The organism is Auritidibacter sp. NML100628 (assembly GCF_003185985.1).
In the GTDB taxonomy this organism is placed as follows: Bacteria; Actinomycetota; Actinomycetes; order Actinomycetales; family Micrococcaceae; genus Auritidibacter; species Auritidibacter ignavus.
Genome location: NZ_QHLP01000007.1, coordinates 41,149 through 54,595 on the forward strand (window position 1 = coordinate 41,149; position 13,447 = coordinate 54,595).

The window sequence follows — 13,447 nt, forward strand, 5'->3', positions numbered from 1 at the left end:
AGCGAAACTAAGCGTACTGCTTGCATCGTCGAGCTCTCCTTCACTAGGGGTAATTGCACTCCCATCGTGGGCGGAATAGGCGAGTTGCTCTAGTGCCACTGTGTCATGACCTACTCGTGAAGTCCTGAGATTCTCTCTCAACGCCGAGCACAGTCTTATCTCGAGCCTCGAGTGAAGAGCCCCGCCATCAAGGGGATATCGTGTGGTGGGAACGCAGTTGTCGCTACCAGGAGTGACCCCCCGAGCTCTCGGTGCTCAGCCTAGCTGGAGGGTTACAGTTGGGGTAGGTCGTCGAGGAGATGACGGGTGTAGGAATGTGACGGGTTGTCAAGGACGTCATGGACCGGCCCGTGGTCGACGATTTCGCCCTGGTTCAACACTGCCACTTGCGTGGCGATGTGTCGGGCCAGGGCGATGTTGTGTGTGACGAAGAGTAGGGCCAGCCCGCGCTGGTGGCGCAAGTGGTTCAGCAGGGCCAGGATGGAGGCTTGCACGGAGACGTCCAGGGCTGAGGTGATTTCATCGCAGACCAGCATCGAGGGTGCGTTGACCAGGGCGCGGGCGATGGCTGCGCGTTGGCGTTCCCCTCCGGAGAGGTCTCCGGGCCGGCGGTCGTAGAAGCTGGGGTCCAGCTGGACAGCTTCTAGGGTTTCTTCCACCACAGCCCGGTGTTGGGAGGAAGGTAGCCGCTGGGACATCCGCAACGGTACGGTCAGGGATTTCCCGATGGATTGGCGCGGGTTTAGGGAGGAGAAGGGCGACTGGAAGATGTACTGGATGTCTTGGCGGGCATCGAGGCTACGCTTGCGGGCCCGGTGTTCCAGTGCCTGGCCACGTAGCTGGATGGTGCCGGTGTAGTCCGGGTTGAGCCCGGCGATCGAGCGGGCCAGGGTGGTTTTACCGGAACCGGATTCGCCGAGTAATAAGGTGGATTCCCCGGGATCGATGGTGAGGTTGATTCCCTTGAGCACCTCATGGGACCCGTAGGACATCCGCAGCTCCCGCACGGCCAGCAGGTGTTGGCTGGGCCCGGATTTCTCCTGCGGTTGAGACTGTCCCTGGGCGGCGGTGGAGGGCTCGGTGATCGCGGGCGCCTGGTTGGTTCCGGTGAGATTTTTCTGTCCGGCTAGATCGGGTACTGCCCGCAGGAGGCGTTGGGTGTAGGGGTGGTCGGGTTCGTTTAGGATTTTGCGCCTATCGCCGACTTCCACCAGGTCACCGCGTAGCATGACCGCCACGCGGTGGGCCAATTCGGCGACCACCGCCAGGTCGTGGGTGATGTAGAGCGAGGCCACATCGTGGCGGGCGGTCATTTCCCGAATGGTGTCGAGCACGTGGGCTTGGGTGGAGACATCCAGCCCGGTGGTGGGCTCATCGAGCACCAGCACGTCGGGGTTCATGGCGAAGGCCATGGCAATACCGATGCGTTGTTGTTGGCCGCCGGAGAGCTGGTGTGGCCAGCGACGCTGGTAGGACTCATCATCGGGCAGACCGACATCGCCTAAGACCTGGGCTACCCGCTGGGCGCGCTCGGAGGAGCTGGAGCCGTAGCCGTGGATGTCGAGTACTTCCCGGATTTGGTCGCCCACCCGCATGGCCGGGTTGAGGCTCAACGCCGGGTCTTGGGGGATGTAGGCGATGCGTTCGCCACGCAGGGCCCGGATGCGGTCATCGGTGAGTTCGGTGACGTTGATTGGGGTTTCGCCAGTGCGCGGGTAGAGCGTGATTTCCCCACCGGTGTGGGCTAGCCCGGTGCGGAAGTGGTTCAGACAGGCAAGCCCCACGGTGGTCTTACCGGAGCCGGATTCTCCGACCAGGGCGAGGATCTCGCCACGGTGTAGATCCAAGTCCAGGTCGTGAATGATCTGGTGGCCGGTGCCGGTGGCGGAGACGCTCAGCCCCCGGATGGTGAGCACCACGGTGTCAGTTGCGCTGGTGGGATGGTCGGGACTCATCGGTTGGCTACTTTCTCCGCGGTGGTCTCGGGGGTGTTTTTCGTGCTGCGCAGTCGGGAGGCCTTCACCGGCAGGGTGGTGGTGGCCGTGGCTCGGGCCAAGGCGTCGGCCAGCAGGTTGGTGCCGATGGTCAGCACCGCGATCGCGATCACCGGAAGGATCACGCCCCAAGGTTGGATGGACAGCGCGATCCGGTTTTCGTTGATCATCAGACCCCAGTCTGCGGCCGGCGGCTGGATGCCCAGGCCCAAGAAGGACAGGGAGGCGATGGTGCCGATCGAGTAGGTCAACCGCAGTCCGGCTTCCACGGCCAGCGGGCCGGTAATGTTCGGGAAGATTTCGCGGATCAGGATCTGGGTGCGTGGCACCGCGTAGAGTTCGGCGGCGCGAATGTAGTCTTCGGAGGTCACCGCCAGGGTGGCGGCCCGGGACACGCGGGCGATCCGGGGTGCGTGGGTGAATCCGATGACCAGAATCAGCACCAGGGCCGAAGGGCCGAAGATCACGATGGCCAGCATCGCCAGGATCAACTGGGGGAAGGCCAGCACCACGTCGTTGACGCGCATGATGATCGCATCGGTGATTCCGCCGGCGTAGGCGGCGATCATACCCATCAGGGCACCGAGCACCAGGCCGATCGCTGTGGCCGCTGCCGCGCATAGCAGCAACAGTAACCCGCCTCCGAGGAAGCGGGAGATCACCGAGCGGCCGAGGTTGTCGGTGCCCAGCAGTGTTTCCTGGGTGAAGGGTAGTCCCACAAATTCGGTGGTGGTGGTCCCGGTGATCTCGGGGGCGAAGAAGTAGCCGGTAAGAGCGAGGAGCAACACGAGGCCGGTCAGGATCAGACCGGCTTTCCCTTCGGGCTGAGCCCAGATGCGTTTCAGCAACGGGGCGGGTTTGGTGGCGGAGGTTTTGAGCTGGCTCATGATGCACTCCTGAGCTTGGGATTGGCCAGAATGCCGATGATGTCGGCGATGAGATTGACCAGCACGTAGACCACAGCGATCAACAGTGAGATCGCTTGGACGACTTGAACGTCACGATAGGTGACCGCATCGATCAGGGCCTGGCCCAGGCCGGGGTAGCGGAAGAGATACTCGATGACGACCACCCCTCCGGCCAGCCAGGCTAGCTGGATGGCCACCACCTGGGCGACCGGCCCGATCGCGTGGGGGAGTGCGTGGCGGAACACCACTCGCCGTTCGGGCACCCCTTTCAGGCGGGCCATTTCCACGTACCCGGAGTCTAGGGCTTCGATCATGGTGGCCCGGGTCATCCGCGCGATATAGGGGCTGACCACCAACATCAGGGACAGGGTGGGCAGGATCAGCTGGGTGGGAAATTCCCAGACCCGCTGGTCGGGTGGGTTCATGGTGACTGCCGGCAGGATTTGGAATACCGAGGTGGCAAACAGGGTGACTAGACCGATACCGATCACGAACTCCGGCATGGCTGCCAGGGCCAGTGAGACCCAGGTGACGGTTTGGTCGCGTTTTTTCCCGCGGTGCATCGCCGAGTAGATGCCTACACCAATGCCGATGGGGATCGACAGGATCGCGGCCAGCACCATCAGCACCAGGGAATTGACCAGCGGTTCGCCCAGGTATTCGGAGATCGGGCCTCCGGTGGAGGTGGAGGTGCCGAAATCGCCGGTGAGCATTCCGCCCAGCCACAGGAAGTAGCGTTCCCAGGCCGGCCGATCCAGGTTCATCTCGGTTTCTAGGGCGGCAATACGTTCCGGCGTGGCCTGTTGGCCCAGGATGGCGGTGGCCGGAGAACCCGGCAACAGCAGGGTGGCGCAGAAGACCACGATGGACACGGCCAAGAGAATCAGGATGCTGATTCCCAATCGTCGCACAATCAGCTTGGTCATTCGTTCACCTCTGCAATCCAGGCGCGCTGGAAGTTATAGCCCGACAGGGGTAATCCGGTGGCATTTTCTTCAAAGCCCATCACGTACTTCTGCATGGCATCGACCTGGTTGGAAAAGCCCCAGATGATGTAGCCACCCCGGTCGAAGAACTCTTCTTGTAGTTCGGCAATTTTCTGCTGGCGCTGCTGGTCGTCGGCGGTGGCTTGGGCTTGGGCGACCCGGGCCTCGAAGTCCTCGTCCTGCCAGTGTGTTTCATTGAACGGGGCCGAGTCGGTGGCGCACTGATCGACCTGGGCCAAGAAGTTGCGGGTGTACCAGAACGATTGGGCAAACGGGTAGTGCAGGTAGTTGCCTTCCCCATAGAAGGTGGTGGTATCGACCTGGTGCAGATGCACCGTGATCCCGGCTTCTTGAACCTGTTCGGCCAGCACTTGGGCGGCCCGGACCGCACCGGCCTGGATCTCACTGGTCACCAGGTCCACCTCGAGCCCGTCCGGATACCCGGCCTCGGCCAGTAGTTGTTTGGCCTGCTCGATATCCTGTTCGCGTTGTTCCAGGTGGTCGGGGTATCCCGGGTCGTAGAAGGCGAACATATCGTTGCCGAGTTGCCCGTGACCGGAGAAGACCTGGTTGACCATTTGTTCGCGGTCGATGGCCAGTCGCATGGCTTGCCGGACCCGAACATCATCGAAGGGTGCGGTATCGACCCGCATGGTGAACGGTAGCCACATCCCGGTTTCGGAGTTCAGCACCTGCAACCGTTCATCGGCGTTGACCACCCGCGTCAGTGCCGGGTTAATCTGGCCGATGGCATCCACCTGGGTCGACAGTAGCGCGTTGAGCATGGCGTCTTCCTCGTAGAAATTAACCAGCTCGACCCGATCCAGGTGGGCGACAGTGTCCCAGTAGTTCTCATTGCGCACCAGTGTGGTGATCTGACCCGGTTCGAATTCGGCCAGGGTGAAGGGACCGGCACCGATGGGCTCGCTGGGGTCGTAGTCCTCGGGAACGATACCCATTTGGTACTGGGAGAACGAGTCGTCCAGCTCCGCATCGGGGCTGGAGAGCTTGAAGATCAGGGTGCGCTCGTCGACGACCTCCATGGTGTCGATGACCGCCATCATCGACGCGCCATTCTTCGGGTCATCGGGGTCGCGGACCCGCTCGACAGTGGCGATCACATCTTCGGGGCGTACCGGTCGCCCATCGGAGAAGGTGATACCGTCGCGCAACACCAGGGTCCATTCGGTGGCGTCGTCGTTGACCTGCATGGATTCGGCCAGCCGGTATTCCAGCTCGTAGTTGTCATCGCGCCGCAGAAGCCCCTCATAGAGGTTAATCACGCGTGCGGTGTCGCCGGAGTTGACCGGGGAGTGGGCATCCAAGGAGTCGGTGGCCGACCCGCCGGCCAGCCCGACGCGCAGCGTGCCGCCCGGAGTGGGCGGGCCGGAGGTATCGAACTGGGTGGCCGGGGGTGCGCTGCAGGCTGCCAGCATACCGAGTGCCCCCAGACCTAGGGCGCCACCCAACAGCTGGCGGCGGTTGAGGTGTGGCCCAGTGGGGTGGACGTCGTTGGCCTCGGCGGCGGTGGGGGTACGGCGATGGTGTTTCATGATCGGGGGCGTTCCATAGTGGTGTGGTGATCTCTGGAGGTGTCGGTGGCAAAATGGCGTACGATCGTGCGGTCGGCAAGGTCAACGGCACGGTCTGGATCCAGTCCTCCGGTGAGCACCCGGATGCCGAACCCGTCGATGAGTGCTGCGTACAGGTCGCGGAGCTCACCCACCGGGGCGTCGACGATCAGGCCCTGGTCGTGACCGGTCTGGATCAGGGTGGTGATGGTGTCCAGCCAGCGCTGATACGCGGTGGCGTTGACTTCTTTGGCATCGGGGAATGTGGGGGCTGCCGACCAGAACTGAGCCCAGGTGGCCCACTGCAACCGGGTCTGTTCGGTGGTGGGCAACTGGGTGCGGGCCAGGGCTCGCAGGGCCTGGACCGGGTCGGGCATCTGCAGGGCTTCGGTCTGGGACTGGGCGGCTAAGTCACTGCAATATCGCAGGGTGGCTAAAAAGATCGCATTCTTATTCTCGAAGTAGTACAGCACCGCTGCCGGAGACATCGAGGTCGCGCGCGCAATATCGTCGATGGTCACGCGCGAGTATCCGCGGGAGGCAAACAGTCTCCAGGCTGCAACCACAACGCAGTGGCGACGGGTGCGTTGCCTAACGGTGGTCTGGGCACCGGCCCGGTCCGTGATGTGGTGATCGTGGTCTCTGTGGCGATCGTGCTCATTGGTGGGGTTGGATTGCCGGTTGCCGGCAAGCAGCCACTCCACGGTGACACCGGTGAGTTGGGCCAGCAACGACAGTTCAGTTGCCGAAAATTTGCGCACCCCGGCCAGTGATTTCGACAGCTTCGAGTCATCGATCCCCATCTGCTGAGCAAGGTGACGCTGACGAATCCCCGAAGCGCTGATCGCCTCGCGGGCACGCTGAGCCGTTGAGGCGGCAGGCCCGGCGGTGCGAGAGGCCGTGGTGCGAGTCACGACGTAAACGTAGCACCGGGTTGCGTGGATCGCAATACCCTGAATCACACTCAAGACCCATCGCAAGACGCGGTGTCAGGGGCCCGTAGTAGCAACGTGAGGCGGTGGGGGACGACTAGAGTGAGGCACCGTGGCTCAACTGTATTTCCGCTATGGCGCAATGAACTCCGGTAAATCTACCGCTCTGTTGCAAGCGGCCTTTAATTATGAGGAACGCGGGATGCGCGTGTTAGTGGCTAAACCCGCGGTCGATACTAAGGGGGCCGACCAGATCGTCTCCCGCTTGGGGGTGGTCCGCACCGTGGACTTTCTCGTGCTGGAGGGATCGTCACTGCGGGAGAGCTTTCAGCAACGAGCTTCGGGACGCGATCCATATTCCCTGGTGCCCGATATGGATGCGGCCAGCCAGTCGGTGTCGTGTCTGCTGATCGATGAGGCGCAATTTCTCACCGTTGAACAGGTCGACGATGCCTTACGCATTGCGGTGATTGATGACGTACCCGTGCTGGCCTACGGGATCCGCACCGATTTCCGGACTCGGTCGTTTCCGGGTGCGCGACGACTCTTCGAACTGGCTCATAATATTGAGGAACTGAAGACGATCTGCCGGTGCGGACGGAAGGCGCTGTTCAATACTCGGAAGCTGGGTGACCGGTTCGTTTTTGATGGAGACCAGGTGGCCATTGATGACGACGATGGGTCACAACATACCAACGTCACCTACGTTTCGCTGTGCGCTCGGTGCTACTTACAGGAGCGAGATGAGCACGGGGTGGCTGATCTGTCTTAGCTCCGGTTGCTCCGGAGCCTTGTATCCTCAGGTGAGGTTGCTCACCTGATAAACTGGGACGGTAGGGTTCTCAGGCCAAGGTGTCGGTCGGGAACGTTTTCTATGTTGAGGGCTCGTCCTGCGCGTCCTGATCAGGAGAGATGCAACTATGCCAGCTATCGCAATCGTCGGCGCCCAATGGGGAGACGAAGGCAAAGGCAAAGCAACCGATTTGCTCGGTGGAATTGTTGACTATGTGGTCAAGCCCAACGGTGGCAATAACGCTGGGCATACCGTGGTGGTTAACGGTGAGAAATTCGAACTCAAGCTCCTGCCGGCCGGTATTCTCTCTCCGAATGCGACCCCGGTGATCGGCAACGGGGTGGTGATCAACCTCGAAGCGCTCTTTGAGGAAATCGACGGACTTCAAGCACGTGGTCACGACTGCTCGCACCTGAAGGTCTCTGCCAACGCTCACTTGGTCGCCCCGTACCACCAGACCCTGGATAAAGTCACCGAGCGATTTTTAGGCAAACGCGCGATCGGTACCACCGGTCGCGGTATTGGGCCCACCTATCAAGACAAAGTTGCCAGACTGGGTATCCGGGTCCAGGACCTCTACGATGAATCGATTCTGCGTCAGAAAATCGAGGGCGCACTGCGGCAGAAGAATGAGCTACTTGTCAAGCTGTATAATCGCCGGGCCTTTAGTGTTGATGAGATTGTGGAATACTTCGATCGGTTCGCCGAGCGACTGCGCCCGATGGTGGTGGACTCGGTGATCCTGCTCAACGAAGCGTTGGACCATAACAAGGTCGTGCTCATGGAAGGTGGACAGGCCACCTTTCTCGACGTTGATCACGGGACCTACCCGTTTGTCACCAGCTCCAACCCCACCGCGGGAGGAGCTTCGGTGGGTGCTGGAATCGGACCCACCCGGTTCACCCGCACGCTGGGAATTATTAAGGCCTACACGACCCGTGTGGGTGCCGGACCGTTCCCGACCGAGCTGGACGACGAGATGGGGGAGCGACTACGCACCAGTGGCGGCGAGTTCGGGGTGAACACCGGTCGTCCCCGTCGGACCGGCTGGTTCGATGCGGTCATGGCCAAGCACGCCTCACTGATCAATGGGTTTACCGACTACTTCCTCACCAAGCTGGATGTGCTCACCGGCATCGACCAGATTCCGGTCTGTGTGGCCTACGAGGTCGACGGCGTTCGGCATGACTCGATGCCGATGACCCAGACGGACTTCCACCACGCGGTCCCCATTTACGAGTACTTCGAGGGCTGGCACGATGACATCTCCCAGGCACGGAGCATTTCTGATCTCCCCGAGGCTGCTCAACGCTACGTGCACGCTCTCGAAGAGCTATCGGGCACCAGGATCTCCGGTATCGGTGTGGGGCCGGGCCGCGACGAAGTGATTCAGGTCCGCGACCTGGTTTGGAACGACTAGCCACCACAACACGAAAGAGTTCTGCGAGATCCCGATGCAGTATGTTTCCACTCGTGGCGGGATGGACCCCGCCAGCTTCTCCGACATTCTCTTGGAAGGCCTGGCCCCCGACGGTGGGCTGGTGATGCCCACCGAGATTCCGGTGATCGACCAGGTCACTATCGAATCCTGGCGTGAGCTGAGCTATCCGCAACTGGCACGAGAAGTCATCGGCCGGTACTGGACCGAGATCCCCACGAAGGACCTCGAACAGATCGTCACCGCCGCCTACGGAGACCAGTTCTCCAGTGACCATGTGGTCCCCCGGACTCAGATTGGGGACAACACGTGGCTTTTGGACCTCTCTCAAGGACCCACACTGGCCTTCAAAGATATGGCGATGCAATTTCTGGGTGAGGCGATTCCATACGTACTGACCGAACGAGGTGAGACCCTCAACATCTTGGGGGCGACCTCCGGTGATACCGGCTCAGCTGCTGAGCACGCCTTTGCTGCCAAGCCGAATGTGGCGGTATTCATGCTTTCTCCTCAGGGGCGAATGTCGGCATTCCAACGTGCTCAGATGTATTCGCTGACCGATCAGAACATCCACAATATTGTGGTGGATGGAGTCTTTGATGATTGCCAGCACATGGTCAAACAACTCAACGGCGATCTCCCGTTTAAGCGTGCCAATACGCTCGGCACCGTCAACTCCATTAACCTAGGCCGGTTGGTCGCCCAGTGCGTGTACTACTTCTGGGGGTGGCTCCGCGCCAGCGATGAGCACCCCGGTAGCACCGAACCGATCGACGTCACGGTTCCTTCAGGAAACTTCGGCAATATCTTCTCTGGGCAACTCGCCCGGCTCATGGGCCTGCCTATCCGTCGATTGGTGTTGGCCACCAACGAGAACGACGTGCTGAACGAGTTCTTCCGCACTGGAGTTTATACCCCGCGTTCGGCTCAACAGACCGTGGCCACCTCCTCACCGTCCATGGATATTTCGAAGGCCTCGAATCTGGAACGATTGATCTACCTGGTCCTGGGCTCCGATCCGATTAAACTCTCTGGCGCTTTCCAGGCGCTGGATGAAGTGGGAACACTCGATCTGTCCCGCTATCAACCCCGGTTTGCCGAAGAGTTCGGGATGGTCTCCGGTGCCTCCACGCACGCCGACCGATTGACGGCCATCCGGCAGACCTGGGAGCACGCGCATGTGCTCATTGATCCGCACACCGCTGATGGTGTCACCATAGCCCAACAGTATCGCGATGACTCGGTGCCCATGCTGGTGCTAGAAACCGCCAAACCGGAAAAGTTTTCCGACACGGTCGTCGAAGCTATTGGTCAGGCACCGGAGTTGAGCGAGGACCTGCAGAACATGTTAGAACGCGAGCAACACATCATCGAGATCCGCGACAACGTTGATCAACTGCGCGACTACATTGCAGAACACGCTGTGCGGTAGAAAGGTGGCAAGGCGATGGTCACAGTAGCGGTCGCACAATTTGGGCCAACAGCCGATGTCAACGACAACCTGAGTGTGATCAAACGGCTCATCACCGAAGCATCCCAACGCGGGGCCAGACTCGTGGTCCTGCCGGAAGAAGCGATGCTGGCCTACCGCCTGGTCGAAGGATCCCTGGCCGAAGCGGTTGCCACAACCTGGCCCGTGTTTGTCGAGCAACTGTGCGGGCTAGCTCAGCAACAGGGTGTGCATGTGGTGGCCGGAGGGTTCGAGCCCTCCGCAACCGGCAAGCCCTTTAATACTCTGCTGGTCGTTAACGACCGGGGTGCGCAGGTGAGCACCTATCGGAAACTGCATCTCTATGATGCCTTTAACAATCGTGAATCAGACGAGATCTCTGCCGGTGACCGAGGGGTGGTCACCGTCGATCTCGAAGGCATCACCTGGGGTCTGCAAACCTGTTACGACATCCGATTCCCCGAGGTCGCTCGCGCGCTGACACTACGGGGCGCTCAGGCCATCATCACCCCGGCAGCATGGTTTGCTGGCGAACACAAGAAAATGCACTGGCAGTCACTGTTGACCGTCAGAGCGATGGAGAACACTGTATGGATACTCGCCGCGGACACCGTTGGGACCGACACGATCGGCTATTCCAGTATCGTCGATCCCTTGGGCGTTGCAGTAGCGGAGCTCGGTGTTGAGCCGGAAGGCGTCGTGCTGGCGGAGGTGAGCACAGATCGGGTGGCGGAAGTGCGCTCGATAGTACCAGTCTTAGCCAACCGACGCACGGATGTGACCGATCTCAAGAATTAGCGAACGCCCATGTCACCAAGGTATTTAGGGTCACCTGAGTAGAATTAACAGGAAATTGTCAGCTTAAACCCTAGACTCGCCCTGTTCGTCACCTTAGACTCAGAAGTACCTCGTCAAGGTGCGAGTGATGACATAAGCCCCCGTCCGATTATCACAGCGTTCCCCTCACGCTTCGGACGGGGGCTTTTTACTATCTTTTCTACGCTGTTCAGGTGCGATTGACTTCGAATCGGCCGGGGGCCTGTCGGTAGTGGTCTATAGCTGGTCAGTTCGGCGGGATATCTGATTGGGGTGGGTCCGGTTGTTGGGCGTTCGAAGAGATTCATCACATTGAGCACCTGCGTTGAGGGTTTGCTGTGCGTTGGCGCGGTGTTCTCTTGCGGGATGCGTGACTATTTTCGCGAAGAGAAAGAGACGTGAGAGAAAAGTCTAAAGCATCGAAGAATGCTGTTGGCTTGGTTCCTTCCTTGCATCGTCGGTCGGTGGCTGCTTTCGCGGCTTTTGCGTTGCTTGGTGGTGGTGTCGTGTGTGGCGTGGCCCAGGCGGGTGTGGCATCTGCAGACCAAAATCAGCCCTCGGACACTAGCAATACGGGGGATGAGAGTCCATTACGCCTCGTTGAATAGATCCTTTCTAGAGCTTTTCTGAGAACTTTGAATGGACTGTGCTTAAGCCCGGTGAGACTAAGGCGCTCCCGAAGTTGAGAGGTTCGGTTCCAAAGGGTGGGTGGGGTGTGGTGCGGGCACGGGGGAGTGCATGGTGGGGATCATGGTATGGGAGTGTAGCGTGAACAACACGGATCTGCGACGACAGTCCGTTCACGAGCACATGAATTCTGCGTCACCGGTCGGTGTGCTCACCGGCCCGGGCGATGCTGTGCGAGGTCTGGCCCAGCTGCAGGAGCGCGAGCACGAGGCGTGAGTACCGGTGCGTGCCGACGGCCACATACATCGCCATCCGGTCCCGGGATCCGGAGACGTCGAGATCGGAGCCGGAGATCATGTCGACGGCTGCCCCGATGAGCTGCAGGTACTCGTCGCTGACCTCCAGTCCCATCTCGGTCATCTCCGCCACCACCGAGGTGGCCGCTGCCCGGGCGGCGCTCGGTGCGTCCGGCCAGCCTTGGGCTTCCATCACCGCGGTGACCCGCGCCTCGGCGGCGGCCGTGCGGGCATCCTGTGCAGCCGGCGAGTCAGCGGAGAGCGGCGGCAGTCCGCCGCCGAGCATCTGGGCGGTCTGCATGACATCGAGCATGCTCGCCTGTGGGTCGTTGATGACGGCGGTGAGCGTGCCGATCTGCTCGATCGACAGGCCGACGAGCTGGCGGAGCGCGGCGATGAGCTCTAAGCGCTCGACGTGGGAGGCGTCGTAGACGGCGGTCGTCTGATTCCGCTTGACTCCAGGCGGCAGGAGGCCTGCGCGCAGGTAGTACTTGATCGAGGCGGTCGAGGTGCCGGTGGCCTCTGCCAGCGCGCTGAGCTTCACTTAGCTCTCCTTGGCGGTCGGATACTGAATCGGGGTGTGGCTATCCACGTTGCACACACTTGGACGGCGTCACTATCTTACCGAGTATGGAGACCATCCCGCTCGCCGTTGTCGTCCATGCCAGCGCTGCGTTCCTCGTCCTCATCATTGGGCCCATCAACATCTTCCGTCCCCGCCGCGACGCCGTGCACCGGGTGCTCGGGCGCACCTGGGTGGGGCTCATGTACCTCACCTGCGTCTCCAGCTTCTTCTTCGGTCTCGATGACGGTTTCACCTTCCTCCACGGCCTCTCGGTGTTCACCACTGTCAGCGTCACGCTCGGGGTCTGGATGACCGCGCGCGGCAACACGCGCGGGCACATCGGCAACATGGTCGGCTCCTACGTCGGCACCCTCATCGCCTTCGGCTTCGCAGCCTTCGTGCCCACCCGCCTCATTTGGACGACAGCGGTGACGAACCCGGTCGCGCTCACAGCCTTCGCTGCGGCGCTCGCGCTCATCGCAGGTGCGTGGTTCGCCGTCCTCAAGGCCCGCCTCGGCGGCGGCGATGGGCCGAAAAGCAAGAAGAGGGGCATTGCCGAGGGGGCCTCGCCACCGGTAGGCTAACAGTGTTAGCCACTGGTGACTGACGCGTCACCCCACCGAACGGAGCCCCCGCCATGACCGTCGCCCGCATCATCGCCATCTGCCTGTCCATCCCCGTCATCCTGGCCTCCGGTATCTTCGCCTACAGTCGCCTCAACCCGGTCTCGATCGTCGCCGTCACCGAACTCGACGCCTCACCCGATGAGGTGTGGGCGGTGCTGGCCGACACCGGGCGCTACAGCGAATGGAATCCCTCGATTATCGAGAGCTCCGGTACCGTCGCCGCCGGTGAGAAGCTGCATAACACCGTCATCTTCGCAGACGGCACGATGACCTTCACGCCCACGATCCTGACCGCCGAACCCGGCCGCGAACTGACGTGGATCGGGCGGATGTGGGTCCCGGGACTCGCCGACGGCGAACACTCCTTCCGGCTCGAAGCGCTGCCCGGCGGCACCCGGCTGACCCGCAGGAGACCTTCACCGGTGTCGTCGTGCCGTTCATGACG

12 protein-coding genes are annotated in these 13,447 nt (G+C 61.3%); 6 read left to right on the forward strand and 6 right to left on the reverse strand.

Annotation, left to right across the window (positions count from 1 at the left end):
- Nucleotides 1-272 precede the first annotated feature (272 nt).
- Genes DCC24_RS06490 through DCC24_RS06510 form a run of 5 tightly spaced genes read right to left on the reverse strand, consistent with a single transcriptional unit; the run spans nt 273 to nt 6,373 of the window.
- Nucleotides 273-1,955, reverse strand: a complete 1,683-nt coding sequence (locus DCC24_RS06490) for an ABC transporter ATP-binding protein (protein ID WP_110099112.1) — start codon at nt 1,953-1,955, stop codon at nt 273-275.
- Nucleotides 1,952-2,881, reverse strand: a complete 930-nt coding sequence (locus DCC24_RS06495; protein WP_110099113.1) for an ABC transporter permease — start codon at nt 2,879-2,881, stop codon at nt 1,952-1,954. Before DCC24_RS06495 ends, DCC24_RS06490 begins: the two co-directional genes overlap by 4 nt.
- The gene (locus DCC24_RS06500; RefSeq protein WP_110099114.1) at nt 2,878-3,828 is read right to left on the reverse strand and encodes an ABC transporter permease; all 951 of its coding nucleotides are present in this window, start codon (nt 3,826-3,828) and stop codon (nt 2,878-2,880) included. Before DCC24_RS06500 ends, DCC24_RS06495 begins: the two co-directional genes overlap by 4 nt.
- The gene (locus DCC24_RS06505) at nt 3,825-5,441 is read right to left on the reverse strand and encodes an ABC transporter substrate-binding protein (RefSeq protein WP_199446236.1); all 1,617 of its coding nucleotides are present in this window, start codon (nt 5,439-5,441) and stop codon (nt 3,825-3,827) included. Before DCC24_RS06505 ends, DCC24_RS06500 begins: the two co-directional genes overlap by 4 nt.
- Entirely contained in the window at nt 5,438-6,373 is a 936-nt protein-coding gene (locus tag DCC24_RS06510; protein ID WP_146206293.1) for a TetR family transcriptional regulator C-terminal domain-containing protein, read from the reverse strand. Before DCC24_RS06510 ends, DCC24_RS06505 begins: the two co-directional genes overlap by 4 nt.
- 130 nt (nt 6,374-6,503) lie before the next feature.
- Between DCC24_RS06510 and DCC24_RS06515 the strand changes: the two genes are divergently transcribed.
- The 4 genes from DCC24_RS06515 (at nt 6,504) to DCC24_RS06530 (ending at nt 10,870) form a co-directional block, all read left to right on the forward strand.
- Entirely contained in the window at nt 6,504-7,163 is a 660-nt protein-coding gene (locus tag DCC24_RS06515; RefSeq protein WP_110099116.1) for a thymidine kinase, read from the forward strand.
- 148 nt (nt 7,164-7,311) lie between these two features.
- On the forward strand, nt 7,312-8,604 hold the full coding sequence (locus DCC24_RS06520; RefSeq protein ID WP_110099117.1) for an adenylosuccinate synthase: 1,293 nt from the start codon (nt 7,312-7,314) through the stop codon (nt 8,602-8,604).
- Between the two features lie 34 nt (nt 8,605-8,638).
- Nucleotides 8,639-10,054: a threonine synthase gene (thrC, locus tag DCC24_RS06525; protein ID WP_110099118.1), complete on the forward strand. Its 1,416-nt coding sequence runs from the start codon at nt 8,639-8,641 to the stop codon at nt 10,052-10,054.
- A gap of 15 nt (nt 10,055-10,069) precedes the next feature.
- On the forward strand, nt 10,070-10,870 hold the full coding sequence (locus tag DCC24_RS06530) for a carbon-nitrogen hydrolase family protein (RefSeq protein WP_110099119.1): 801 nt from the start codon (nt 10,070-10,072) through the stop codon (nt 10,868-10,870).
- 840 nt (nt 10,871-11,710) lie between these two features.
- On the opposite strand, the gene DCC24_RS06535 is transcribed toward DCC24_RS06530, so the two are convergent.
- Nucleotides 11,711-12,355, reverse strand: coding sequence for a MerR family transcriptional regulator (locus DCC24_RS06535; protein WP_110099120.1), 645 nt, complete (start codon nt 12,353-12,355; stop codon nt 11,711-11,713).
- An 86-nt stretch (nt 12,356-12,441) separates the two neighbouring features.
- Between DCC24_RS06535 and DCC24_RS06540 the strand changes: the two genes are divergently transcribed.
- Entirely contained in the window at nt 12,442-12,960 is a 519-nt protein-coding gene (locus DCC24_RS06540; RefSeq protein ID WP_146206294.1) for a DUF2306 domain-containing protein, read from the forward strand.
- Nucleotides 12,961-13,013: 53 nt separating this feature from the next.
- Nucleotides 13,014-13,445: an SRPBCC domain-containing protein gene (locus DCC24_RS06545; protein WP_110099122.1), complete on the forward strand. Its 432-nt coding sequence runs from the start codon at nt 13,014-13,016 to the stop codon at nt 13,443-13,445.
- Nucleotides 13,446-13,447: the final 2 nt, after the last annotated feature.